We start from the raw sequence: 26123 nt of genomic DNA on the forward strand, positions 1-26123 counted from the left end.
GTATTTTAACGCTACGTCAGGACTATGAGGCACCACATGGCCAATTTCGTCGAAATTTCCGGTGCGACTGCGTTAAAGAATCTGGCCGGTAAACTGGCTGACGCATTGAGGCAGGGCATTGCTGAACGAGGTCAGGCCACGCTGATAGTTTCAGGCGGCAGAACGCCGCTTGAACTTTTTCGGCAGCTTTCCCGTCAGGAGCTTGACTGGGGAAGGGTGACTATCACCTTGGCCGATGAGCGTTGGGTTGCCAGCGATAACGGTTCCAGCAATGAAAAGATGGTGCGCAATAGTCTGTTGCAAAGCGAGGTGGCGAAAGCCACCTTTATTGCATTAAAAAACGACGCCTTGACTGCGCTGGAGGGAGAAGCTCGTGCTGAACAGGCGCTGACGGCTTTACAGTTGCCTGCAGACGTCACACTTCTGGGCATGGGCGTTGACGGGCATATTGCCTCCCTGTTTCCCGGCAGTGCCAGTCTGCCCAGAGCGCTGGATTTGCAGTCGACTAAACGTTGCATCGCGATTACCCCGATAACCGCGCCCATTGAGCGCATGACGCTGACGTTACCCGTGCTTCTCGACAGTCGTCGAATCTATTTACTGTTGGCCGGTGAATCCAAACGCGAGGCTTACGAGCGCGCCGATAAGGGCACCGATCAAAATGAAATGCCCGTGAGGGCACTGCTGCATCAACAACAGACGCCGGTAGAGGTCTATTGGACCCCATAGCGGACATAAATGGAGAAAATGATGAAGAACTGGAAAACAAGCGCAGAACAGATCCTGACCTCGGGACCGGTCGTGCCGGTTATCGTGATTAACAAGCTCGAACACGCGGTACCGCTGGCGAAAGCGCTGGTTGCCGGTGGCGTTCGCGTGCTGGAAGTGACTCTGCGCACGGCTTGTGCTATCGAGGCTATCAGGGCGATTGCGAAAGAAGTGCCAGATGCAATCCTTGGCGCTGGCACGGTGCTTAACCCGGCACAGTTAGCCGAAGTGACCGCTGCCGGAGCACAGTTTGCTATCAGCCCAGGTCTGACGGATGCGCTGCTGAAAGCTGCAAATGAAGGGTCTATTCCCCTGATTCCGGGTATCAGTACGGTATCAGAACTCATGCTGGGTCTCGATGCGGGTTTGCGTGAATTCAAGTTCTTCCCGGCCGAAGCCAACGGCGGCGTGAAAGCGCTGCAGGCCATCGCCGGGCCATTTCCTCAGGTACGTTTCTGCCCCACTGGCGGCATTACACCGGGCAACTACCGCGACTATCTGGCATTGAAAAGCGTGCTTTGTATTGGCGGATCCTGGTTGGTTCCGGCCGATGCATTGGAAAGTGGTGATTACGATCGTATCACTCAGCTGGCGCGTGAAGCCGTAGCGGGCGCAAAAGCTTAAAGATTGTCTGATGTCTTTTGATGAAAAAAAGCCTCCACGTCGGGAGGCTTTTTAATGCTTACAGGTTATAGCTTAAATCGCCGCAATAACTTTGATTTCAACTTTATATTTCGGGTTCATCAGCTTCGCCTGCACGGTGCAGCGCACTGGCGCATTGCCCGGTGAAACCCATGCGTCCCAGGCTTCGTTCATGGCGGCAAAATCATTACCGTCGACCAGGAAAATGGTTGCATCAAGAATTTTACTTTTGTGTGAGCCCGCTTCGACTAAAGCGGCATCAATAATTGCCAAAGTCTCGGCGGTTTGCTCTTTAGCGTTGGCATCCAGATTTTCCGGCACGCTGGTGTAATAAACGATACCGTTATGGACGACGATATCTGACATGCGGGGTTCGGGTCTAATGCGTTGAATTGACATGAAGAGTACTCCTGAAAGTCGCTGTTTTATTGATGGGCAATAGAGTAGCACATTATTGGACGGCAATGGACTTACAGATGGTGGTGGTACAGGAGGTCAAGGATTGGCATAATCAGCGCTGATTTAACTACTGTAGGTTTAGCGTGATAGACGATTTCGCAACAGACGGCGCACTGGCGCATAAAATTGAGGGTTTCAAACCCCGTGAACCACAGCGTCTGATGGCGAACGCCGTTGCTCTGGCGATTCAAAACAAGCAAGGTCTGGTGGTCGAAGCGGGAACGGGAACGGGCAAAACCTATGCCTATCTCGCACCCGCGCTGCGATCCGGTAAAAAAGTGATCATTTCGACCGGCTCCAAGGCCCTGCAGGATCAGCTGTATTCCCGTGACTTGCCAAAAGTAGCCAGCGCATTGAAATTCAAGGGTAAGTTGGCATTGCTGAAAGGCCGCTCCAACTACCTGTGTCTAGAACGTCTCGATCAGCAGTCAATGGCCGGCGGGGAACTGGCTAGCCAATCACTGAGTGACCTCGCACATTTACGCAGTTGGTCGGCTAAAACGGAAGAAGGTGATATCAGCACCTGCAACGTCGTGGCTGAAGACAGCTATGTCTGGCCGCTGGTCACCAGCACCAACGACAACTGTCTGGGCAGCGATTGCCCGATGTATAAAGAGTGCTTCGTGGTGAAGGCCCGTCGCAAAGCGATGGACGCCGACGTCGTGGTGGTCAATCATCACCTGTTTATGGCCGATATGGTGGTCAAGGAAAGCGGCTTTGGTGAGTTAATCCCAACGGCTGACGTGATGATTTTCGATGAAGCGCATCAGATCCCCGATATCGCCAGCCAATATTTCGGGCAGCAGCTGTCCAGTCGCCAACTGCTGGACCTGTCGAAAGACATCACCATTGCCTACCGCACAGAAGTTCGTGATTCCGCTCAATTGCAAAAGAGCGCTGACCGCCTGAGCCAAAGCGCACAGGATTTTCGTCTGGCTTTGGGAGAACCGGGTTATCGTGGCAATCTTCGTGACGTGCTGGCTGACAGCAGCATTCAACGCGCGCTGCTGTTGCTTGATGATGCGCTGGAGCTTTGTTACGACGTCATGAAACTTTCGCTGGGCCGCTCGGCGCTGCTCGATGCGGCGTTTGAACGAGCTACGCTTTACCGCAATCGCCTAAAACGCCTCAAAGATGTCAGCGTGCCGGGCTACAGCTACTGGTATGAATGCAATTCACGGCATTTCGTTCTGGCGCTGACGCCGCTGTCGGTGACGGATAAATTCCGCGAGCTGATGCAAGACAAACCCGGCGCCTGGGTGTTTACCTCGGCAACGTTGTCTGTAAATGAAAAACTCGAGCATTTTACTCTTCGTTTAGGCCTGGACGGTGCGAAAACGCTGCTGCTGGCGAGTCCGTTTGACTATGCCAATCAGGCGCTGCTTTGCGTGCCACGCTATTTGCCTTCACCTAATGAACGGGGTGGCTCACGGCAATTGGCGCGCATGTTGCGCCCGCTGATTGAAGCTAACAAGGGGCGCTGTTTCTTCCTTTGTACCTCACATCAGATGATGCGCGAACTGGCCGAAGAGTTTCGAGCCAGCATGACTCTGCCGGTGCTGGTGCAGGGTGAGACCAGCAAAGGCCAGCTGCTTAGCCAGTTTGTCGAGGTCGGTAATGCGCTGTTGGTCGCGACCAGCAGTTTCTGGGAAGGGGTCGACGTTCGCGGGGAGGCGCTGTCGCTGGTTATCATCGATAAACTGCCGTTTACCTCCCCTGATGACCCGCTGCTTAAGGCTCGAATTGAAGACTGCCGCCTGCGCGGCGGCGATCCGTTCAATGAGGTACAACTTCCCGATGCAGTGATTACCCTGAAACAGGGCGTTGGCCGCTTAATCCGTGATACCGACGATCGCGGTGTGATGGTTATCTGTGATAACCGGCTGGTGATGCGTCCCTACGGGGAGGTATTTATCAATAGCTTACCGCCGACACCGCGCACGCGCTCGCTCGATCAGGCAATTCAGTTTTTACAAAAGAACTAATTGCTTATGCTATCATCGCCCTATAAACACAATTTCTATTTTTATCCCGCCTGAGGTTTGGCATGTCCACGCGAATTTTAGCAATTGATACGGCGACAGAAGCCTGTTCGGTTGCGCTATACAACACTGCTTCATCGGATAAAGCTGGTGAGACGCTGGCTTATTTTGAGCTCTGCGCCCGTGAGCACACACAACGCATTCTTCCTATGGTCGAGCAAATTCTGGCGCAAGCTGGGTTGGCGCTTAATCAGCTTGATGCGCTGGCGTTTGGTCGCGGTCCGGGCAGCTTTACTGGCGTGCGTATCGGCATTGGTATTGCACAAGGTCTGGCTTTTGGTGCCGAACTACCATTGCTGCCTATTTCTACTCTGCAAACCATGGCGCAGGGAGCTTATCGCGAGACCGGTGCCGAGCGTGTTTTAGCCGCTATCGATGCCCGTATGGGGGAGGTCTACTGGGGCCAATTTACCCGCGAGTCAGCAGGCGTCTGGGCCGGAGAAGCTACTGAGGTAGTCATCAAACCTGAGCAGTTAGTCGAGCGAGAAGCCACTTATGAAGGTCGTTGGGCCACTGTGGGCACAGGTTGGCAAACCTATCCACAGTTATTAGGCTCAACGGCTGCTGAACTTGTGTCGGGTAATATCTTGTTGCCGCATGCCGAAGATATGCTGCCTCTTGCATTGGCTGCCTGGGAGCGTGGCGTTAGGGTTCGGGCCGAGCAGGCCGAGCCGACCTACTTGCGTAATGAAGTTACCTGGAAAAAACTTCCTGGTCGTTAAGTCTTTGTGACTTAACGCTCCTCTGGTTGCTAAAAGAAATACTATATTCAAGGTAATGAGCATGCCTAAGGTCTCCAAAACAAAATCAGGACTCGCTTTAGCTGCAGGTTTTTGCGTGTTGCTGCTTTCAGGATGCGTTATGCCGCAATCGATTCGCGGCACTACGTCGAATCCACAGCAAAACTTTGCGCTGGTTGAACGTAATCCACAAGTATATCAAGGGCAAGAGGTCCGTTTTGGCGGCCTTGTAGAGTCTGCGGTTTATGATGCCAAGAGTAATACAACTCAGCTTCTGTTAGCCGTATCTCCGCTTGATGGTCTAGGTCAGCCTGATCTGAATGCTCATTATCAGGGAATAGTGCTCGCGTACTGCGCGGGTTTTCTAAATCCCGAGGCTTATAAAGGTGCCGCTGTCACCGTAATCGGACCGGTTATTGGTTATCAGGATGTGGAAAGAAACCAGACCACTTATCGCTATATTCAAGTCAGAGTTAACGGTTTAAAAAACTGGGGCCAGGCGACGATGGATAATGATACGGCCAGACAAGAGGTCTACGACGAGTCGCAAACCTTCATAGCCGAAGAGTTTAATGATTCCCCGGCGGCAAGAGGTTGGCATGGCGAAAGAGTGGTCCCGCAGCAGCGCGATTTAAAGCGCCCATTATGGATTAATTCATCGCATCCCGTTGCGCCGCCTGAGCACAATGGAGGCTGGCAGCACAGGGGACCGAACGCGCATGATGGCAACTGGCAGCATGGAACACCGCCAGTGCAAGGTGGAAAAACGCCTCATGATAATCCAGGTAGCAGGCCTACGCCGCGTGAGATGCCGCCGATGCACATTACTCCTGTGCCGCATGCAATGCCGCAAATGCACAGCAATCCTGCGCCACATATGCATAGTGCTCCTCCTCCGTATCGGCCGCCGACACTAAAGAAATAGTCGGCTCCTTGAATAGTATTTAACAGTGGGCGTTTCTGTCGCTGCTCACTGGATGGTCCAGAAATTGCGCCAGGTTTTTTACCTAAGTTATTACACAATCAATGCCTTTAAAGTGTTTTGCAGCAGATTTATACCAGCAACTAGTGCATCAATTCGTTGTCGAAATAATTAATATATCCAGAGGTAATTACCATGCGTAAAATCTCTAAAGGTAAAAAGGGATGGGTATTAGCAACCAGTTTCTGTGCGTTGCTGCTTTCCGGCTGTGTCACTGTTCCAGATTCAATTCGCGGATCCACGGCAACGCCACAAATGAATTTGGCAGCGGTGCAGGGTGCTCCGCAAATTTATGTCGGACAGGAAGCGCGTTTCGGCGGTCGTGTCGTCTCTGTCATTAACGAGAATAATAAAACCCGACTTGAAATTGCCGCGATGACATTGGACTCGGGAGCTCGCCCTATTCTCGGCCAGCCAACTTTGGGTCGTTTTGCAGCTTATTACAATGGATTCCTGGACCCGATTGATTTTAAAAACCAGCTAATCACCGTGGTAGGGCCAATTACGGGTTCTGAAAACGGCGCCGTGGGTCAGGCTTCTTACCGTTATGTCACAGTGAATATGAATAGCTATAAACGCTGGCGAGAAGTTACTGAGGTGGCGATGCCTGTACAACCTGTAGGTCCTTGGGGTTGGGGATACGGTGGTCCCTGGGGCCCGGGATTTGGCCCTGCCTGGGGAGCCTATGACTTCGGACCGGCACGCGTGCAGACCGTCGTGACAGAATAATCAACCACCGCTAAAATAATTGGCGAGTGTCGAAGTTTTTATCTGGCGGGATTTTTCCCGCCATTTCAAACGCAAATTAATTTGACCTCCATCAAGCTTTAATTAACAACTTATCAGTACTTGACGTTTCATGTGGATTTTCTGTAATACTGTGAGAGACCCTGCAACTCTGGATGTGAACGCAGGTTATTAACTCCCTAATCACAGGAACGTGAATATGAATAATTATCCAATCAAAGACATGATGCTGCCAACATCCTGGAGCACAGTAAGTATTACTCCAGACGATATTAAAAATAAAATGGACTATTTTTTTGGTCTTCACTTTGAGTATTGTCTGGAGGAAGGGGATACTCTCCCATCTGCAAAAGATATTATCGTAACGTTAGATATCAACACGGCAAGGATAATGATCGAAAATATCCAGTCGTGGGTGGATTATATTCAAAGCGATTCTTCTCTTCCCTATGGGCTGGTGGGGCATTAACTGATCGGAGTTAGCGGAATAACTAATAAACAGCACGGCATTTTCTCAAGTGGTTTTTAGACGTAATACACGCAACAAAATAATTGACGTTTCATTGATGCTAACTGGCGGCTCTGTGCCGCCTTTTTATTGATGGCTGATTATTTATTCACGAAATAAATATTATAAATTTTGTCATTTTAATTATTAATAAATAGTCAGTGATTTATAAAAAAAAGCCAGCGCTAAGGCTGGCTTAAGGAGTAAACGGGTGCTGTGGGATCTCTACCTGAAAACCTGGCGGCGAACTCATGTACACCGCCAGTTGTATTACCTCGTGGTTTCACAGGCCATTAAAGCCACTACCTCCTTTATTCCGTCGCTGAAGCGAATTTCACACAGTGAATCTCTGGTCATCCATGTAAACGACAATAGCGTTACACAAATAACTATCAGGCCGGCAATAAAAAGCATTAGTGAGTTCATAGCGTGTTTTCCCTTGCGTTTAAGCAAATGAGGCGCTACCTTTATGTTTGTGGGCATAAAGAGCGGCTCCTGGTTAAGATTATCTAATCAGGGGCTTTTCTCTTTTTATCCCTTGTATACTCTCCTTCAAATAAAAAATCCTAATCGAAAAAGATAACTCGGAATAAAAAGATCCGAGCACCCGCAAAGACTGTATCAGTAATTAAACTACATTGCCTCAAATAATATTTTTGTTAAATAAATTAAAATTACACTGCAGTGTTTTTTAGAAGGTGATTAATTTATTAGCTTTTCGATTAACTGGTTTGGTTAAAGCTATTAAGTTATGAGTTAAAGCTTCAGGTAAATTACTCAAGTATTAACTTCCTGGATATTTAACTGCCCGCAGCAGAGTTTTTCAGCATATAGCGTTAACAGCGAGTTTTGCTGATGCCACAGACCCAATAATACCGCGCATACATGGAATCAATCACTCTTAGCCGCTATACTTGAGTAACCTAATGATTTATCGAACTTTGTCCAATTCGAATTACCGTGCTTTACTAATGAGTAAACCGAGTTGGGATTTAAAATTAGTGACGCGGCTCTCAACCTAAACATTGTTTGAATCTCGTCTGGTAAGATGAGTTAAAATATTGTTAATTGCATGGTAATAATGTGCCATTGAGAGCGCATTGGATAAAGATATCAGGAGTAATTCCTTGGAAAAGGTCTGGCTAAAACGTTACCCCGCAGATGTTCCCGAGAACATCGACCCTGATCGTTACAGCTCGCTGGTCGAGATGTTCGAGAACGCCACGCTGCGCTATGCTGATATCCCCGCCTTTATCAATATGGGTGAAGTGATGACCTATCGTCAGCTGGAGGAACGCAGCCGGGCTTTTGCTGCCTACCTACAGTCGGGACTTGGTTTGAAGAAGGGCGATCGCGTTGCGTTAATGATGCCCAATTTGCTGCAGTACCCCATCGCACTGTTTGGGGTCCTTCGAGCCGGGATGGTCGTGGTAAATGTTAATCCACTCTATACGCCGCGTGAACTGGAGCATCAACTCAATGACAGTAGTGCGGCCGCTATCGTTATCGTCTCCAATTTTGCCCATACGCTGGAAAAAGTAGTTTTCAATACCCAGATTAAACATGTGATCCTCACTCAGATGGGCGATCAGCTTTCTCCGGCCAAGGGCACGCTAGTCAACTTCGTAGTCAAATATATCAAGCGGTTGGTGCCAAAATACGATCTTCCCAATGCCATTTCATTCCGCACGGTTATTCATCAAGGCCAGCGCATGCAATACAGCAAGCCTGAGGTGATTAACGACGATCTCGCCTTCCTGCAATATACCGGCGGCACGACGGGCGTAGCAAAGGGGGCAATGTTGACGCACCGCAATATGCAGGCCAATCTTGAGCAGGCCAAGGCGGCTTACGGACCTTTGCTGCGTCCCGGTCAGGAAGTTGTGGTCACCGCTTTGCCGCTGTACCATATTTTTGCTTTAACTATTAACTGTATGTTCTTTATAGAATTAGGTGGGAAAAGTTTGCTGATCACCAATCCGCGAGATATTCCAGGGCTGGTAAAAGAATTGGCGCGCTATCCGTTTACTGCAATAAGCGGGGTAAATACCTTGTTTAACGCCTTGCTTAATAATGACGATTTTAAAAAGCTCGACTTCTCGCATTTGCGACTCTCGGTCGGCGGCGGAGCAGCGGTACAGAAATCCGTAGCCGAACGCTGGCAGCAGCTTACCGGACTGCATTTGCTTGAAGGCTATGGCCTGACCGAATGCGCACCTTTGGTAACTGGTAATCCTTACGATCTCAAACGTTACAGCGGCAGCATTGGTTTACCGGTTCCTTCTACCGACGTTCGTTTAGTTGATGAAAACGGAGTTGATGTCGCCGACGGCGAGGCAGGGGAACTGCTGGTTAAAGGCCCTCAGGTGATGTTGGGTTACTGGCAGCGTCCCGAAGCCACCGATGAAGTATTAAAAGATGGCTGGCTCTCGACGGGGGATATCGCTAAAGTGGACAACGACGGCTTTTTACACATCGTCGATCGAAAAAAAGATATGATTCTGGTCTCAGGATTCAACGTCTATCCCAATGAAATTGAAGAAGTTGTCTCGCAGCATCCGAAAGTGCTGGAAGTTGCAGCCATCGGTGTGCCAAGCCAGTCTACGGGCGAAAAGGTCAAAATTTGCGTGGTAAGGCGTGACCCGTCATTAACCGCCGAAGAGTTGCTTGACCACTGCCGACACAATCTTACAGGTTATAAAATGCCGAAAATTGTCGAGTTCCGCGACGAATTGCCGAAATCAAACGTTGGCAAAATTCTGCGCCGCGAACTTCGTGAAGAGGCAAGTAAACCGAAATCTGCCGACCGACAGAACGCCGCATAGTGTCTTAGTGCTGCTTTTTCCATCAGTCGAAGCTCTTGTTCATTCAACGCCGGATTAAGTCCGGCGTTTTCACGTTATAATGCAGGTAACGCGAAGCAGTAGTACTGTTTTCTAATGCCCGGCGGCAGGATGCAGGCCGAACCGGTTTCTAACAGCGAAAAGAGAAAAAGCTTTGAATTATCAGTTGATCGTTAGCAATGAAGAACTGGCAAAGGTTTGTCAGCAGGCGCAGCAGTTTAGTCAGGTTGCGCTAGATACCGAATTTGTCAGAACTCGTACTTACTATCCGCAGCTGGGTCTTATCCAGCTCTATGATGGTGAAAACCTTACGCTGATAGACCCTTTACCCATCACTGCCTGGCAGCCTTTTATTGATTTGTTGACCGATAAAAATGTGGTCAAATTTTTGCATGCCGGCAGTGAAGATCTCGAAGTTTTCATCAATGCCTTTGGCGTAATGCCAACGCCATTTATTGACAGCCAAATCTTGGCTGCCTTTAGCGGACGCCCTTTATCTTGCGGCTTCGCGCGTCTGGTTGCCGAAACCACCCAAATTGAACTGGATAAAAGCGAGTCGCGCACCGACTGGATGGCTCGCCCGTTAACGCAAAAGCAGTGTGATTACGCCGCCGCCGATGTGTTGTATCTGCTGCCACTGGCGCGCCAACTTGAGCAGGAAACCATCGAGGCAGGCTGGATTGATGCCGCTCTCGACGAGTGTTTATCGCTGTGCCGCCGTCGTCAGGAAGTGTTGCAGCCAGAACTGGCCTATCTCGAAATTACCAATGCCTGGCAGCTGCGTCCGCGCCAGCTTGCCTGCCTGCAAAAGTTGGCGTCATGGCGTTTGACTCAGGCGCGTCAGCGCGATCTGGCGATTAATTTCGTCGTCCGTGAAGAAAATCTGTGGCAGGTTGCCCGCTATCAGCCGAAATCACTGGGCGAGCTGGAAGCTTTAGGCTTGAGCGGTCCTGAAATTCGTTATCATGGCCGTACCTTGCTGGCGCTGGTGGCTGAGGCTGAAACAGTCGAAGAATCTGCACTACCGGCACCAATTTCAAATCTGATCGACAAACCGGGTTACAAGAAAGTCTTCAAGGACATTAAAGCCCTGATCCAAACGGTGAGTGAGGAGACGGGGCTTAGCGTTGAGTTATTGGCTTCGCGTCGGCAGATTAATCAGCTGCTGAACTGGCATTGGCAGCTGAAGACCAAAGAGCATGCGCCTGAGCTGGTCAGCGGCTGGCGTGGCAAGCTATTGGCGGAAAGGCTAGGCGTTATTCTCGCAGAGTATTGATTGCCTAAAGTAATACTCAGCTCTGTTGTTATTAGACCTTAGGATTTTTATAAAGGCAGGGGAGCTGTTGTGAAAACTTCCCCATCATAATATTACTGATGGGGAAGGGATTGGTTCAGCGATTAGGCATGGCTGATTTCAGGAAGGGCGACTGATTGCAGTTCTGGATATTTTTGACGCAGTGAATCGAATAACGTACCAATAATCTGACTGCCTGCGGGTAATGTCCCCTGTTTTTCCAGAGACTCCATGGCATCAAAAAGTTTATGTTTAACAAAAAAACGCCAGACAATCGGTGTGCGAGACAAAATATCGGTCAGCACGTCATACCGCGCCTGCGTCCAGCGCAGTTCGAAATGCTCTCGATACGGGCCAAAACTAAAGTGCTCGGTTGTGAGTGACGGAGCTAATTGCTCACGTAAAAGCTGAGTGCGCTCTAGGTCAATTTCGCCGTCATTTATCACTACCCCATAGCGCTGTTTTGCATTTTCCAATGAAACATAGCCACACTTCACATCATGCATCACGCTTTCAGGGTCTCGTTCAAACGGTGAGCCGTAGCCGCCACCGCCTGCGCCCACTAACCGAATAACGTCTCCTGCATTACAGGTCACGACGTCGGTATTGCCCAACACTTCGGTATCTTCTTGCTGTGGATTGCGGGTGAAAATTGCGTTCGCCCCTGATTGCCCCCCCAGCACGCCCCAGGATGCAAAATGGGTGCGGTCGCGGTTACGCGCCGTGACCGTGGTTCCCGGAGAGAAAATCTGAAACTCCATCATCAGGCCCAATCCACCGCGATACTTGCCCGCGCCGCCCGAGTCCGGTACCAGGCAATAACGATTGATGCGGATAGGCACCTCGGCTTCGTTGATTTCCACCGGAGTGTTACGCAAGAAGGCCACGTTGGCGCCTGAACCTTCCTCGCCGTCGCCAAACGGCATGCCGCCCGCGCCACCGCCTACCGGGCCGATAGATGCAATTACCGTGCGCCCGCTGCTGTCGATGGTTTTCACATTGAGGATAGCCAGCCCGCAGGCGGCACAGGCGGGAAGACGATCCGGCACGGCCTGCGAGAAAGCACCAAAGGTCAGCACGTGGGTCAGTTTACAGGTCAGGCTGCGCATGCCCACCGCCGCAGGTTGCACCGCATTCATCACTGTGCCTTCCGGCAGTACGCATTCGACGACGCGATCGAGACCGGCGTTGAGAAGAATATCCGGATTCAGGCTATACAAGACGTAGTGGAATCCCACCAGCGCCAGCGCGTGCCGCGTCATGCCACCGGTTGGCATATTCAACGAGGAAAGCAACTGAGGATCGCTGCCGGTATAATCCATAATCGCGCTGTCGCCGTTGATTTTCAGCGTTAGCGCCACGCGCATGGGCTTGCCGTTGACGCTGTCTTCATCAGCATATTCGGCAAAGAAATACTCGCCGTCAGGAATGGTTTGCAAGATGCTTTTGGCCTGCAGTTCGGCGTAATCGAGTAGAGCATCGATCCCCTGAGAAAACGCTTCGGCACCAAAATGTTCAATCATTTCAAGCACACGCTTTTCGCCGTTGGCCAGCATCGCTAATTGGGCGTGCATGTCACCAATATTTTGCTCAGGGGCGCGGACGTTGGCGCTCATGATATCCACCAGCCGTTGATCCAAAACGCCTTCATTAACAATTTTGGTCGGCGGGATGCGAATACCTTCCTGCTGAATCTCGGTCAACGTGCGGGACAAAGACGCCGGAACCGCGCCGCCGACATCGGTATTGTGAATGTGTCCACCCACAAAGCAGATAATTTCACCGCGATAAAATACCGGCTTCCACATCACCATGTCCGGGCTGTGGGTCGCGACGTGACCGCTATAGGCATCGTTGGTCATGGCGACGTCACCGGGTTTATAGTGGTCGATCATCGATAACACCGGGCCATAATCGAGGCCAATATACCAGGTTGCACCCAGCGTTTTCGGCGAGGCAAAAGCTTTGCCATCCAGGCTAACCAGTGCGCAGGAAAAATCTTCTGTTTCTTTGACGAAAGTTGAATGCGCCGTTCTCACCAGCGTGTAAGCCATGCTTTCAGCTGCTGCCACACAGTAATTGGCAAGAATTTGCAGCGTCGATTTATCAAATGCCATAAGTCATAACTCCTTTAATTTGCCAGTGTGGTGTTGGTTAGAACCAGATTGCCCCAGTCATCAACTTGTGCGACGAAGCCGGGAAGAATGGCGGTGGTGGTATCATCCTGCGCGATAACGGCCGGGCCAGAGACTTGTTGACGAGCAAAAAGCTGGCTGCGCTGGTAAAGAGGAACATTTAAGAAGCCATCGTCCATCCAGACATCAATCAGTCGCAGCGGTTGTGGCGTTTCTTCGCGATGTTCCAGCGGTTGCAACACCGGTTTACTCACTTCACGGCTGGCGACCAGTCGCAGCGAGACGATTTGAATAGTGGCTTTTTCGTCGAAATAACCATAAAGCCGCTGATGTTCATCATGAAATGCCTGACGGATCGCTTCCAGTCGACGTTGCTGAATATCTTCTGCAGCAAGAGGGGTTTCAATCTCAAAAGATTGGCCTTTATAGCGCATCTCCGCCGAAAATATGAAACAAGCACCGGCAGGGTCGGCATTTTCGTTGATCAACCATTCTCTGGCTACGTTTTCAAGGTTATTGAAATCTTGCTCGATAGCCGGCAGAGTTTCTTCATTCAGTACTTCAAAGGTGATTTTCACAAAATCGTTTTTGATGTCGGCGACCAGACCGCCCAACGCGCTCAGTACTCCGGGCGTCACGGGTACCAACACTTCTCTGATACTCAGCGCGCGTGCCAGATAGCAGGCCATCATCGGACCCGCGCCGCCAAACGGCATCAGCGAGAACTGGCGCGGATCGATCCCAAACCGCGAAACCAGTCGGCTTATCCCGGCGTACATGCCCGAGATAGCCACGCGAATAATTGCCTCGGCGGTTTCTTCGGGGCGTTGCCCCAGCTGAGCGGCAAGCTCGCCAATAACCCGACGGGCTGCTGCAACATCAACGTTTACGGCGTTATAACCCAATTCCGCCTGACCCAAAATTCCCAGGCTGGCGAAGGCATCGGTGATGGTTGCACGCGAACCGCCACGACCGTAGCACACTGGGCCTGGGGTGGAGCCAGCGCTTTCCGGTCCTACTTTTAGTACGCCAAAATCGTCAACCCAGGCAATCGAGCCGCCGCCGTCGCCGATAGACGTCACGGAAACCGAAGGAATATGAATCTGATAATCGCCAATAAACTCGCCGGTATCATACTGCGGCTGGCCGTCGACAATCAGTGCCACGTCGGCGGTGGTGCCGCCAATATCCAGACTCATTACGTTCGGGCGTTGGCACATGCGCGCGACCCAGGCCGCGCCGATCACACCCGAAGCCGTACCGGAGAGGATCATCTGCACGCAGTCTTTTTTGCCGTTCTCCGCGCTCATCACGCCACCGTTGGACTTGGTGACCTTCAGGCCCGCCGGAACGCCGGCATTTTTCAGTGCCACTTCCAAAGCCCCCAGATAATGAGCCACGTGTGGCTGCACATAAGCGCCAATCACCGCCGTTTGTGTCCGTTCGAATTCTCGAATGATCGGCCAGACATCGCTGGAGCAACAGACGAAGAAGCCGGGGATGGCCTGTTCGATAATGGCTTTAACCTGATATTCGTGCGCCGGATTACGGTAGGCATGCAGCAGAGATATCACCACGCCCACGCAGCCGCTTTGCTGCAATTTTTCAACGGCGTTCAACACGCTGGCGACATCAACGGCAAGGATTTCATTGCCTTGAGCATCCATGCGCGCGTCAATGCCGAATACCCGATCGCGGCTAATCAGCGACTCGGGGCGCAGTGAAAACAGGCTATACATATCCGGCGTTTTCAAGCGGCCAAGATCGAGAACATCCTCAAAATGACGAGTGGTGATTAAGCCCAGGCGAGCGCCTTTCTTCTGTACAACCGCGTTCACGCCCACCGTGGTGCCATGCGTAAAGTAGGTGACATCCGCAGGGTCGATACCGTAGCGCGCAGTGAGCTGGCGCATGCCTTCCAGCACTTCCTCGCCCGGTCTGTCGGGGCGCGAAAACACTTTGAGGCTCGAAAGCTTGCCGGTCTCGTCATCAAACACAGCCAAATCGGTAAAGGAGCCGCCGATATCCACCCCAATTCTTAAACCCATAATCACCTCTGTAATAACATTCGATTAAATAAGGCCTGCACAGTCAGCGGGCAGGCAAAGTGTTCAGGACGACTTTTCTGCTCGTTTGTCCAGACTGTCGCGAATTTGGTAATAGCTGCCGAGCAGCGGCATAAACCACGTTCTGCCACGGTACAAGGCATGTCCTGGCATGGGCGTTGCGCCATAAGGGCTCAGGTGTAACGGCTGGTCATCGATTAAGTGACGAGCCAAACGATGGCCCAACCAGCTCATCATGGTGACTCCGCTACCGTTGCAACCCGCCGCGTAATAGCAGCCATCTGTGGTTTGTCCAAGGTGGGGGAGATAATCGAGGGTGACCGCGACTTTGCCGCCCCAGCTGTAAGCAATTTTTACGTCACTTAACTGCGGGAAACGCTCGACCATATGGCGATGCAAGACCTCGCCAGACTGACGCAGATTTAGTGGATAAAAACGGGCACGGCCGCCAAACAGCAGGCGCGTGCCATCGGGCGAATAGCGAAAGTAGTGTGTGACACGCTGCGTTTCGGCCACGCCACGGCGCTTGGGGATCAGGCTTTTACGCAACGCCTCTGGCAGCGGTTCAGTGGCGATTTGATGGCTGGTCACGGGCACAATCTTGCGTCTTAATTCTGGGATTTCATGCCCGGTATAGCCATTTGTAGCGATCACGACTTTGCGTGCGCGACAGGTTCCACGAGCGGTATGTAGACGATAATCGACGGTAAGTTTTTCGACATTTTTCACTGCCGCATAACTGCACAACGTCACACCGGCATTCATTACTGCGGCAAGTAATCCGCCGTAGTAACGAGCAGGATTAAGCTGACCCGCACGTTTAATCAGTACGCCACCGGCATAAATATCAGTATCCAGCTCCTGACGGATCTCTTCACGACTGAGAATACGCGCATCGGTTTGACTTATCTCATTGAGCAGCGGCAGCTTTTTTTTCCAACTTTCTAACTGCTGGGGGATCCAGGCGGCGCTGATACGGCCATTTTGCTGATAATCACAGTCAATACCGTAGCGCTCGATCAGGGCCTCTAGAAATCGATAGCCCTCGGCAGCCTCATGCAGACGGGCTTTTTGCAAAGCTGATTCATCGGTGGTGGACTGTTTTTTTCGCACCATGCTCTTGCCAACGTTAACGCCTCCCGTGACTTGCCCGCCACTCAGCGTGCTGGCGCCTTCGCCGGGTAAACCCGCATCAAAAATAGTGACTTGATAGCCGTGGTTAGCCAGTTCGAGGGCGCAGCACAGGCCGGTATAACCCGCGCCGATAATGGCAAATTCCGTCTCTGCAGGGATTGCAGCCTGGCTTGATTCATGAGGACGCCACTGCTGCCACCAGTAGGGCGATTCACTGAAGTCTTCACTAAAAATCGTTGCTCGCTGGGCCATCGGTTATCTCGCTGGATTAATCGTTCACGTCATCAAGAGGGAGAAAAATCTCTTGTGCCATAATATGGCACGGCGTGCCATTTAAAATACATTAGCATGACATTTTTTGTACTGGCAAGAGGCAAGGACAGGTTAATTTGTGGTTGCGGCGGTGGCGCAGTGTCGCCAGTGCCAGTATTATCGGAGGTAAATTGGCAAACCAATCATAGAATGGAATAATGCAAAGTCTGCTCAAGAGCCTCAATATACTAGAGAAAGTGTCTCAGCATCAGCCGATCAGCGTAGGGGAACTCGCCCGGATAATGAAGCTGCCAAAATCTACCGTGCAACGCATCCTGTGGGCTTTTCATGAAGCAGGGTGGTTACGCCTGAGTGACGGTGACGTGCCTCGCTGGTCGGTTAGCTCGCACGTATTAACTATCAGACCGGCAGAATTAGCCAACGGCGGGCTTTCTTCAGCCTCGCGCGGGCCGATGACTGAGCTGCGTGATGCTACCAATGAAACGGTTTACGTGTCGGTTGCCGATGGTATTAACGGTATTGTGGTCATTGATCGTCTGGAAAGTCACCATGCTGTCAGGGCTGTGAGCAACGTGGGAGAGGTGTCGCCGCTGTATTCTACGGCCAATGGCCTGGCGATGATGGCCTGGATGCCCGAGGAAAAAATTGACGCGGTGATTAACGCCGGACTGAAAGCCTGGAATAGCGCAACACTGGTGGATCCCGCCGCGCTGCGTGCCGAATTAAAGGCTATTCGTGAGCGCGGTTATTCCATCAATCGCGGCTATTACCGTCCGGGTATTTTCGCCATCGGCGCGCCAATATTCGAACAGGGTGACCAGCCGGTAGGCAGTATTTGTATTTCTATGCCCGATTCTCGTTATAACTCCTCTTCGGAAAAAGCTTGGGGAGACATGATTGTTCAGGCTGCTCGTAAGATAAGCCATAGCCAACCGCAATAGTTATTTTGGGGGTTGCGGCCCCTAATTTCATATAATCCGTTGACTGCCTCTCTCGTAATCTGAATTCAGATGATCATTATTTTTTTATCCTCTTCGCTAAATCGGTCATAAGAATGACCTATGCCTTGTCGTATTGCAGTATAAAAAATGGTCATATAACATAATTGGCACGATGTACCACAATGTGGCATAGAGCGCTTTGAGAAGGCTCTTGTTTGGCGGTAGAGCTGACATCGATACAGGTATTCCCATTAACGTATTACTGACAATGACTGCGTAGCATGGAGGTTTATAGTTTATGAATAATACCGAGATGATTTTACCCAGGGTCACACCGGCAATGCAGCGAAAGACATTGATAGGCGCAGTGGCCGGTAATATGGTCGAGTTTTTGGACTTTGCCGTTTATGGCCTGCTGGCCAGCGTTATTTCACGTATTTTCTTTCCGCAAGATGCTCCTTTTACCGCTTTACTGTCCGTTTTACTGATATACGCATCCAGTTTTCTTATCCGGCCGATTGGCGGGATAATTTTGGGGCAGTTAAGCGATCGTTGGGGACGGCGTTCGGTACTAATGATTACTATTACCGGGATGAGCATTATTACCGGCCTGACCGCATTATTACCAACCTATTCACAGGCGGGCAGCACGGCAACGATATTATTAGTGGCTTTTCGACTCGTGCAGGGATTCTTTGCCGGTGGGGAATATGCCACCGCGACGGACTATATTGTCGAGAACTCTCAGAGCCATCGCCGAGCTTTTCGTGCTTCTTTTTCGCCTGCAGGTGCTTATATCGGCACCGCTATTGCATTGGGTATTTTTGCTGCGCTTTCGCATTTTATAACCAACGTACAAATGGAGCAGTGGGGTTGGCGGGTGATGTTTGCTATCGGATTTCCTTTAGGAATGGTCGGGCTCTGGATCCGTAGAAAACTGGATGAGTCGCCAGAATTTGTGATGATTGAACATGAACGTAAAAGCAAAGGCATCAAACCACCGGGAGTAATGGATGTTATTCGCTCGCAGTGGAAAAACATGCTGGTGTTTATTTCCATTCTGATGAGCCATACGCTATCCAATTATTTAATTCTGGGATTCTTTGCAACTTACCTTAGCCGATTTATCGGGCTGGATAAATCCGATGTCGCGCTTGCCATTTTCATCTCGCAGATGGTACTTATTTTTAGCACCTTATTACACGGTTATCTGAATGATCTTATTGGCCGTAAACGGATTATGCTGATTGGCTGCGTGCTGGTAGTACCCGCTATTTTCTTCTCCTTCCTGATTGCTCAGCAGGCAACCTTATTGAGCGCAATTATTGCCACTATGATCCCGGTTTTGATTTTCCCCATGATTACGAGCGGAGTTAATATTGGTTTAGTGGATATGTTTCCTGCCGAAATGCGCGCTACCGCGGGATCAATGGCCTATAACGTTGGCACTGCGCTGTTTGGCGGAACCGCGCCATTAATTGCCACCTGGCTGGTTACCACCACCGGAAATCCATTTACTGTGGTCGGCTATGTTGCTTGTGTTGCGCTGGTGTCGTTTATCTCAATCAGTCTATTTTTCCATTACAAGCCACAGCAAAAGCGGGCTACTCAACAGGACGTGGTTAATACAGGCTACGATCGAGTGGTTTAGCGCTTAAAAACTAATATAAAGCATCGATAATGTTATCTATTTTGAAAAGGGGGGCTAACGCAACCCTTGAAAAATTTACTGTCGCAGATTGATGATGTGGGTGGGCATTTTCTACCTATATGAATTACATATTATTACCGCCTCTGACATATTTAAATCGACTGCATAACCTCAAAAAATACGCTCTCCCAAGAACGAATTTTTCTGGCATCCCTTATCCGTCGCCTGCTGCAGGCGCGCGCGGGCTTATCGCAACGTGGCACTAAAATACCAAAATCCAAGCCAGTAATAAGTTTTTCTTATTTCGCTGCCGTTAGTCTCTTATTCTCGGGAGTTTGCAGCATTACGCTGCAAAATTTAATCATAGACACACGGTATACAAATAGAATACAAAAAAGGAGTGGATAAAAAACATGCAATAGGCGGCGAAAATGAAAGCAATGGAGTTGAATCCGGTCAATGACCAATCGCTGACGCAAAATGCCTTTGACGCCGTCTTGCATATGATTCAGGCGGGGGAGCTGGCCAATGGGGAGGTGGTCAGTGAGCGGCGGCTGGTGGAGAAACTGGGGCTTTCGCGCACGCCAATTCGAGAAGCGTTGGGGCGCTTAGAAGGCAGTCATTATCTGCGCCGTTCGGGCAGGACCCTGTTGGTTAATGGTGTTGAGCTGAGTGAGATTTTAGAAATCATGTCGGTGCGCATGCTGCTGGAGGCCGATGCTGCTCGCAGCGCGGCCGGCAAAATGTCGGCAGAGAAACTCACCGCAGTCCGCCAACGGCTGATGGCCATGGAAAACCCCGCGCAGGTCAGCGGCGGTTATCACTGGGAGGTCGATGACTTTTTGCATTTCAGCATCGCCGAAACCAGCGGCAACAAGTTGCTGCTGCGCCTGATAGCCGAGTTACGCACCCGCACTCGGATGTTTGGTAAAGAGACGGTGCCTTCGCGATTTGAGCCAGGGCGTAACGAGCATCTGGCAATTATCGATGCTATCGAAGCAGGAGACGGAGAGGCGGCCGCGCAGGCGATGGCAAAACACATCGAAAGTGCCCGCAACGCGATAATCCAGTCGTTTACCAGCAGCCTTTAGCATTAAATTTCAGCCGCTTATCACGGTCAATTAACCAACATCAGGAGGCCCGATGGGTCGCAAGCGTCTGCTTTATCTCCACAACGGCACATCGCAAAAGACGATAGCCCAGTTGGACGATCGTTTTGAGTCTTGGGGGATGGAGGTTGACCGTTTTTGGGCTTACCAAAACCAGTTCCCCAGCGATTTGACCGGTTATGACGGCATTTTTCTTTCCGGCAGCCCGCACGGAGCCTATGAAGATATTCCTTTTATCCTCCACGAGCATCGGCTAATCGCAGAAGCCGCAGAGCTGGGTATTCCGATGCTGGGCGTTTGTTTCGGCAGCCAAATTCTGGCCTCGGCATTATGCGGACGTGATCAAGTCTTTCGACGCCCCGCGTGTGAAATCGGTAATAAATGGCTACAGGCAACGCCTGCGGCCGCCGACGATATCATTGCCTCCGGCATTGTGCCGCAGGTGTATATGTTTGTCTGGCATAACGATGAGGTGCGCGCGACCCATCCGGATATGACCATTCTGGCTTCCAGCGACCAATGTCCTAATCAAATCTGGCGTTATAAAGACCAGCCGATTTGGGGTATTCAGGGTCATCCTGAAATTACGCTACAGCAGGCACCGCTGTGGTTTGAGCAAAATCGCGCCACCATGGAGCGCGATGGCGCGGATATCGAGCAACTGATCGCCACCGCCGACGAGGCTTCAGCCGCCAAGTCGATGCTCACTCGCTTTGTGACATTTATCTCCAGGTAATGATTTATCGTCTTGGCAGGCAATGGTCTGAATAATGACGATTTTTATCCATTTAATAAGGGAAAAGTGATGACAAGAATGCGCAATAAAATGCTTGGCATGCTCACCGTTATGGTTGCTGCGGCGCTGCCGCTAAGCGCCACAGCGGCTGAAGAAATGACTTTTGCCAGTTGGGGCGGGGCTTATCAGGATGGGATCCGCGCCGCCTGGATGAAACCTTTTACTCAGGAAACCGGTATTCAGATTACCGAGGATACCAACCCGGTAATCGCTCGCATCAAAGCGATGGTGGACACCCATCAGGTTCAGTGGGACGTGGTGACAGCCGGTGGCGCTAGCCTGATGCAGGGGGCACAAAGCGGACTTTTCGAGAAAATCACGCCCGCTATGGTCGATGAAAGTAATGTTTTACCTGCAGCGCGCAATGATTACGGTGTTCCTTCTGAAATTTTTTCAACCGTTATTGGCTATTCAACCAAGGCTTTCCCTAATGGCGGCCCAAAAACCTTCGCCGACTTTTGGGACGTGAAGAAATTCCCCGGCAAGCGCACGCTGCCGGATAAGCCGGACACCGTGCTGGAAGCGGCATTGCTGGCCGACGGCGTCGCCCCTGCCGATATCTATAAAACGCTGGATACCAAAGCCGGTATGGATCGCGCCTTGAATAAAATTCGCCAGATCAAGCCTTATGTCGCGATGTGGTGGTCGTCAGGTGCGCAGCCGGTGCAGGCGTTAGGCAGCGGTGAAGTCGTGATGGCGCTGGGTTGGAACGGTCGTTTTCAGGCCGGTATTGATAGCGGCTTGCCGATTGCCATGTCCTGGAGCCAGTCAGTGGCCCAAGTGGGCTATTTCATGATTGTCAAAGGAGCACCGGACAAGGCGCAGGCGATTAAATTCCTTAATTATATCATTCGCCCGGAAGTGCAGGCGCGGTTCAGCAAATATGTCGCTTATGGCCCCGTAACGCCTAAATCGATCCCTCTGATTGATAAGTCGCTGCAGGGCAGGCTTCCTTCCACGCCCGACCGGCTGGCCAATGCAGTATTTATGAATATCAACTGGTGGGCAGCACATTCTCTCGCCGCGGGCGAAGCCTACAACACAGCCATGCAATAAACATTCACTGAAAGGAGTTGGTCATGGTGGCAACCGATTACTGGTTTGAAAAAGTGGAATACCAGCAGCGTCTGGCGCGTGTACAGCAACAACTGGTGGAAAAAGGGTATGACGCCCTGCTGGCATTTATGCCGGAAAGCGTAACCTGGATAACAGGATTTTTCACTCGAGCTTATTCATCGTTCCAGTTTGCCATTATTCCGGCGAGCGGTGAGCCAACCTTGATTTGCCGCGACGTGGAAGCTTACTACCTCGATAGTACCTGCCTTTACGACGACCGCGTCATGTGGAGCGACAGCGATGATAAAACGGCCATTGCAGTGCAGGCTATCCGCTCTCGGCTTGGTGATTCACCGCGGCTGGCGGTGGAAATGGCCGCGTGGCCGCTGTCGGTGGCTCGTTTTAACGGCATCAAGGCGGGGTTGCCGCAGGCGCTGATGCTTGATGAAAGTCAGTGGGTCACTCAAATGCGCTTTATAAAATCACCGGCAGAAATTAGCTATCAACGCCGTGCGGCGCGGGCGGCCGAGGCTGGTATGGCTGCGGCTATCGGCTCGGCCAAAGTCGGTGTCAGCGAACGGGAAATGGCCGCCGAAATTTGTAGCGCGATGATCCGCGCAGGCAGTGATTTACCGGGGCCAGGGGTAATGTCATCAGGTGAGCGAGCTTATCATTTGCACGGTGGTTACAGCGATCGCGTGCTGGCACACGGCGATATTGTGCAGATTGAAACTACGCCCAACGTGCGGCATTACCATGCGCGTTTTATGCGCCCAATCCGCGTTGGGCACGCCAGTGAAGAGGATCAGCGCATCGTTGAGCAACTGATCGCCATTCAGGATGCGGCACTGGCAGAAGTGCGGCCCGGCGTGGCGGCCACCGTGCCTGATGCCATTTATCGTGACGGAGTGATGTCGGCGGGCTTGCGCGACATCTATACCAATAAGACCTTTTACTCGGTCGGCCTGCTGCTGGCGCCAAGCGGCGGCGAGCCACTGGAAGCCGCACCCGGCTGCAGTTGGCATTTTGCTCCGGGCATGACTTTTCATACTTACGTGTTGGCGCGCGGTTTTGGCATGTCTGAAACCATCGCAATTACCGAACAGGGTTATGAGAGATTAACTCAGTTTCCCCGTCAGTTGTTTATCAGCTAGGGCATCAGGACGGCGCAGCTCACATGGCGCGAAACACCGGAGAGATAACGTGACGATATCATCTATACCCCGGCTTGACGCGGCGGAAAAAGAAAAGGGGATGCGGCGTTTTTCCCGACTGACACTGCTGGCTTTGCCGCTGTTGATTTTTCTGGCGCTGTTTTTTATCTGGCCTATTCTGGGCCTGCTTAAAGAGGGTTTTTATAGTCAGGGGACGCTATCGGCGGATAACTATTTGCGCTTGCTGAGGGTCCCTATCTACCGGGTTGTGCTGCAAAATACTTTTGTTATCGCCGCCGTCGTGACCGTTAGCTGTGTGGTTATGAGTTATCCGCTGGCTTACCTGATGGCCTCGGTCAGGCCAGCATTGTCGAAACTGCTTTTTTTCGCCGTGCTGCTGCCGTTCTGGTCCAGCGCACTGGTGCGCACTTCGGCGTGGATAGCGCTGTTGCAGCAAAATGGACCGTTGAATACGCTGCTAGTGACCACTCGCCTTATCGATCATCCCGTTGCATTTCTCTATAACTTTACCGGTGTGCTGATCGGCATGACTCATGTACTGATGCCGTTTGTCGTGCTGCCGCTGTACTCTTCTTTTCGTGCTTTGGATAAATCACTGATTCAGGCGGCTCAGGGCCTTGGCGCTGACTCTATCGGCATTTTTACCCGGATAATTTTTCCGCTGACCCGCCCTGGCGTGGTTGCGGGAGCCATCATCGTTTTTATGAACGCGGTCGGTTATTACATCACCCCCTCGTTGATGGGCGGCCCGGCGCAGCGCATGATTGCCGAGCTTATCTCCTACAACATTAGTGATGAATTGAACTGGGGCATTGCAGCTGCTTTGGCTGGGGTATTGCTGGTGACTACGCTGTTTGCTCTATGGTTATTCAACCGACTGTTTGGGTTGGATAAATTGATGAGCGGCCAGTCGGGTAAAGGCAGTCAGATGAGCGGCGGGAGGCGAACCGGCGGTGGGCGCATGAGCGCGCTGGCGGGACTGCTTTGCGCGGTGTTCCTGCTGCTACCAATATTGGTGGTGATCCCGATGAGCTTCGGCACCAGCAGTTTCCCGACCTTTCCACCCGCGGAATATGGCATCCGCTGGTATCGAAGTTTCTTTCAGGACCCGAAATGGATGGCCGCGCTGTGGCAAAGCATCAAAATCGGCGCGATGGTCACCGTGGTGTCGATGCTGCTGGGAGCCAGCGCCGCGCTTGGCGTGTATAAGATGCGCCCAGGCCGTAAAGGCTGGCTGGAAACGCTGTTTATTATCCCCATGTCAGTCCCCGCGATTATCACTGCCGTAGCGTTGTATTACCTGTGTGGGCCGTTGGGGCTGGTGAATAACTCCGTCGCGTTAGTTATCGGCCATACGGTTCTGGCCACTCCCTACGTCTATATTACTCTGCGCGCAGCATTGCAAAGTTTTGATCCCAGCCTTGAACTGGCGGCGCTGAGTCTGGGGGCGAGCTGGGTGCAGATGTTCAGGCGTGTGATGTTGCCAGCGCTGTTGCCGGGGATTATCGGTGGCGCAGTGTTTGCGTTTATCACCTCGTTCGACGATGTGGTGATGTCACTGTTCCTGACCAATTTGCGCAATCGTACGCTGCCAAAATTGATGTATGAGGGGTTGTCAGTGGATTTCGATCCGACGGTTATTTCAGCCTCCTGTGTGCTGATCGCGGCAACCGCGCTTATTTTGATTGTTCACAGTCTGTTCGGTCGTCAAGGAGAAAAGCATGCAACAACAACAAGGTAAAGACGTCACCCTGACCGGCATTCGCAAATCTTACGGCGATGTTGTCGCCTTGCCGGACGTGAATTTGTCAGTGCGGCGTGGCGAATTCTGTACTCTGCTGGGCGCATCGGGATCGGGCAAAACGACCTTGCTGAAGATTATCGCCGGGTTTGAAATGCCCGATCGCGGCAGTGTGCACATCTCAGGTAAAAATGTCAGCCGTATGTCGATAGCCGATCGCAACATCGGCATGGTATTTCAGAACTACGCGCTGTTTCCGCATATGTCGGTATTTGAAAACGTGGCTTTTCCGCTGCGGATGAGGCGTCTGGCAAAGTCGGATATTGACCGTAAAGTCGCCGAGGCGTTAGAGCTGGTCAGTCTAAGAGACTTTCGCGCGAGAATGCCGGGGGAGCTTTCCGGTGGCCAGCAGCAGCGTACCGCACTGGCGCGAGCGCTGGTTTTTAATCCGGATATCCTGTTGATGGATGAACCTCTGGGGGCGCTGGACAAAAATCTGCGCCAGACCATACAGCTACAAATCAAACAATTGCATCAAGAATTAGGGCTGACGGTGGTGTTTGTCACTCACGATCAGGAGGAGGCGATGAATCTTTCGGACACTATCGTGATTATGGAAAACGGCAGCATTGTCGCGTCTGGAGCGCCCGAAGACCTGTACCGCAAACCGAGCAGCCCTTTTGTCGCCGGGTTTCTGGGGGAGTGTAATTTTATCCAGCAGGATGGCGGCAACATGCTGGGCATTCGCCCCGAGCATTTACTGGTCGGTAGCCCGAGCCGGTTCGCCGCTCAGCGTTATCGGGGAGAAATTCAGGTGGCGACTTTTTGCGGGATGCATTGGAAGCTGTTTATCGCCTCGATGGGACAAACCATTATCGCCTATGCGCCGCCGGACATTTCGCCGCTTGAGCGTATACCGGGAACCGCTGTCGACTGGGGATTTCAGCAGGCAGACACATTGATATTTTAGCAACAAGCGCAAGCCTGATTTTCAGGCCAATGAAACAGTTTATTCAGGAAG

Annotated in this window: 22 protein-coding genes; 17 read left to right on the forward strand and 5 right to left on the reverse strand. The window is 51.5% G+C overall.

Annotated elements, in window-relative coordinates; all coding sequences use genetic code 11:
• The first annotated feature begins 36 nt into the window (after positions 1-36).
• On the forward strand, positions 37-729 hold the full coding sequence (gene pgl, locus SPM24T3_RS04365) for a 6-phosphogluconolactonase (protein ID WP_009635491.1): 693 nt from the start codon (positions 37-39) through the stop codon (positions 727-729).
• Positions 730-750: 21 nt separating this feature from the next.
• The gene (locus SPM24T3_RS04370; RefSeq protein ID WP_009635492.1) at positions 751-1392 is read left to right on the forward strand and encodes a bifunctional 4-hydroxy-2-oxoglutarate aldolase/2-dehydro-3-deoxy-phosphogluconate aldolase; all 642 of its coding nucleotides are present in this window, start codon (positions 751-753) and stop codon (positions 1390-1392) included.
• 72 nt (positions 1393-1464) lie between these two features.
• On the opposite strand, the gene SPM24T3_RS04375 is transcribed toward SPM24T3_RS04370, so the two are convergent.
• A complete protein-coding gene (locus tag SPM24T3_RS04375) occupies positions 1465-1809 on the reverse strand; it encodes a RidA family protein (protein WP_009635493.1) in 345 nt (114 codons plus the stop codon).
• A gap of 143 nt (positions 1810-1952) precedes the next feature.
• Here SPM24T3_RS04375 and SPM24T3_RS04380 point away from each other — a divergent pair, with 143 nt between their 5' ends.
• From SPM24T3_RS04380 to SPM24T3_RS04400, 5 genes are all read left to right on the forward strand, one after another.
• Positions 1953-3854, forward strand: coding sequence for an ATP-dependent DNA helicase (locus SPM24T3_RS04380; RefSeq protein WP_009635494.1), 1902 nt, complete (start codon positions 1953-1955; stop codon positions 3852-3854).
• Positions 3855-3916: 62 nt separating this feature from the next.
• A complete protein-coding gene (gene tsaB / locus SPM24T3_RS04385; RefSeq protein WP_009635495.1) occupies positions 3917-4633 on the forward strand; it encodes a tRNA (adenosine(37)-N6)-threonylcarbamoyltransferase complex dimerization subunit type 1 TsaB in 717 nt (238 codons plus the stop codon).
• 61 nt (positions 4634-4694) lie between these two features.
• The gene (locus tag SPM24T3_RS24240; RefSeq protein ID WP_071988402.1) at positions 4695-5576 is read left to right on the forward strand and encodes a Slp family lipoprotein; all 882 of its coding nucleotides are present in this window, start codon (positions 4695-4697) and stop codon (positions 5574-5576) included.
• A 192-nt stretch (positions 5577-5768) separates the two neighbouring features.
• On the forward strand, positions 5769-6362 hold the full coding sequence (locus tag SPM24T3_RS04395; RefSeq protein ID WP_009635497.1) for a Slp family lipoprotein: 594 nt from the start codon (positions 5769-5771) through the stop codon (positions 6360-6362).
• A 217-nt stretch (positions 6363-6579) separates the two neighbouring features.
• A complete protein-coding gene (locus SPM24T3_RS04400; RefSeq protein WP_009635498.1) occupies positions 6580-6849 on the forward strand; it encodes a hypothetical protein in 270 nt (89 codons plus the stop codon).
• Positions 6850-7158: 309 nt separating this feature from the next.
• Here the strand turns inward: SPM24T3_RS04400 and SPM24T3_RS04405 are convergent, their stop codons facing one another.
• A complete protein-coding gene (locus tag SPM24T3_RS04405; RefSeq protein WP_009635499.1) occupies positions 7159-7371 on the reverse strand; it encodes a Hok/Gef family protein in 213 nt (70 codons plus the stop codon).
• A gap of 644 nt (positions 7372-8015) precedes the next feature.
• Between SPM24T3_RS04405 and fadD the strand changes: the two genes are divergently transcribed.
• Both fadD and rnd read left to right on the forward strand, forming a co-directional pair.
• On the forward strand, positions 8016-9713 hold the full coding sequence (gene fadD / locus SPM24T3_RS04410; protein ID WP_009635500.1) for a long-chain-fatty-acid--CoA ligase FadD: 1698 nt from the start codon (positions 8016-8018) through the stop codon (positions 9711-9713).
• Between the two features lie 172 nt (positions 9714-9885).
• Positions 9886-11007: a ribonuclease D gene (rnd, locus tag SPM24T3_RS04415; RefSeq protein ID WP_009635501.1), complete on the forward strand. Its 1122-nt coding sequence runs from the start codon at positions 9886-9888 to the stop codon at positions 11005-11007.
• A 122-nt stretch (positions 11008-11129) separates the two neighbouring features.
• On the opposite strand, the gene SPM24T3_RS04420 is transcribed toward rnd, so the two are convergent.
• The 3 genes from SPM24T3_RS04420 to SPM24T3_RS04430 all read right to left on the reverse strand — a co-directional run bounded on the left by SPM24T3_RS04420 (position 11130) and on the right by SPM24T3_RS04430 (position 16612).
• The gene (locus SPM24T3_RS04420; RefSeq protein WP_009635502.1) at positions 11130-13142 is read right to left on the reverse strand and encodes a hydantoinase B/oxoprolinase family protein; all 2013 of its coding nucleotides are present in this window, start codon (positions 13140-13142) and stop codon (positions 11130-11132) included.
• Positions 13143-13156: 14 nt separating this feature from the next.
• Positions 13157-15208 carry a hydantoinase/oxoprolinase family protein gene (locus SPM24T3_RS04425; protein WP_009635503.1) on the reverse strand — a complete coding sequence of 684 codons (2052 nt, stop codon included), beginning with the start codon at positions 15206-15208 and terminating at the stop codon, positions 13157-13159.
• A 63-nt stretch (positions 15209-15271) separates the two neighbouring features.
• On the reverse strand, positions 15272-16612 hold the full coding sequence (locus tag SPM24T3_RS04430; RefSeq protein ID WP_009635504.1) for an FAD-binding oxidoreductase: 1341 nt from the start codon (positions 16610-16612) through the stop codon (positions 15272-15274).
• Between the two features lie 218 nt (positions 16613-16830).
• Between SPM24T3_RS04430 and SPM24T3_RS04435 the strand changes: the two genes are divergently transcribed.
• The 8 genes from SPM24T3_RS04435 to SPM24T3_RS04470 all read left to right on the forward strand — a co-directional run bounded on the left by SPM24T3_RS04435 (position 16831) and on the right by SPM24T3_RS04470 (position 26072).
• Complete coding sequence (locus tag SPM24T3_RS04435) at positions 16831-17574, forward strand: IclR family transcriptional regulator (protein WP_037377524.1); 744 nt, start codon at positions 16831-16833, stop codon at positions 17572-17574.
• 298 nt (positions 17575-17872) lie between these two features.
• On the forward strand, positions 17873-19225 hold the full coding sequence (locus tag SPM24T3_RS04440) for an MFS transporter (protein ID WP_009635506.1): 1353 nt from the start codon (positions 17873-17875) through the stop codon (positions 19223-19225).
• Positions 19226-19656: 431 nt separating this feature from the next.
• Positions 19657-20316, forward strand: coding sequence for a GntR family transcriptional regulator (locus SPM24T3_RS04445; RefSeq protein WP_009635507.1), 660 nt, complete (start codon positions 19657-19659; stop codon positions 20314-20316).
• 52 nt (positions 20317-20368) lie between these two features.
• A complete protein-coding gene (locus SPM24T3_RS04450; protein ID WP_009635508.1) occupies positions 20369-21070 on the forward strand; it encodes a type 1 glutamine amidotransferase in 702 nt (233 codons plus the stop codon).
• Positions 21071-21139: 69 nt separating this feature from the next.
• The gene (locus SPM24T3_RS04455) at positions 21140-22186 is read left to right on the forward strand and encodes an ABC transporter substrate-binding protein (protein WP_050956135.1); all 1047 of its coding nucleotides are present in this window, start codon (positions 21140-21142) and stop codon (positions 22184-22186) included.
• Positions 22187-22209: 23 nt separating this feature from the next.
• A complete protein-coding gene (locus SPM24T3_RS04460) occupies positions 22210-23340 on the forward strand; it encodes a Xaa-Pro peptidase family protein (RefSeq protein WP_009635510.1) in 1131 nt (376 codons plus the stop codon).
• 49 nt (positions 23341-23389) lie between these two features.
• Positions 23390-25102 carry an iron ABC transporter permease gene (locus SPM24T3_RS04465; RefSeq protein WP_237712975.1) on the forward strand — a complete coding sequence of 571 codons (1713 nt, stop codon included), beginning with the start codon at positions 23390-23392 and terminating at the stop codon, positions 25100-25102.
• On the forward strand, positions 25083-26072 hold the full coding sequence (locus SPM24T3_RS04470) for an ABC transporter ATP-binding protein (RefSeq protein ID WP_009635512.1): 990 nt from the start codon (positions 25083-25085) through the stop codon (positions 26070-26072). The genes SPM24T3_RS04465 and SPM24T3_RS04470 overlap by 20 nt, the downstream gene beginning before the upstream one ends.
• Positions 26073-26123: the final 51 nt, after the last annotated feature.

The organism is Serratia sp. M24T3 (genome assembly GCF_000257645.1).
Classification (GTDB): domain Bacteria; phylum Pseudomonadota; class Gammaproteobacteria; order Enterobacterales; family Enterobacteriaceae; genus Rouxiella.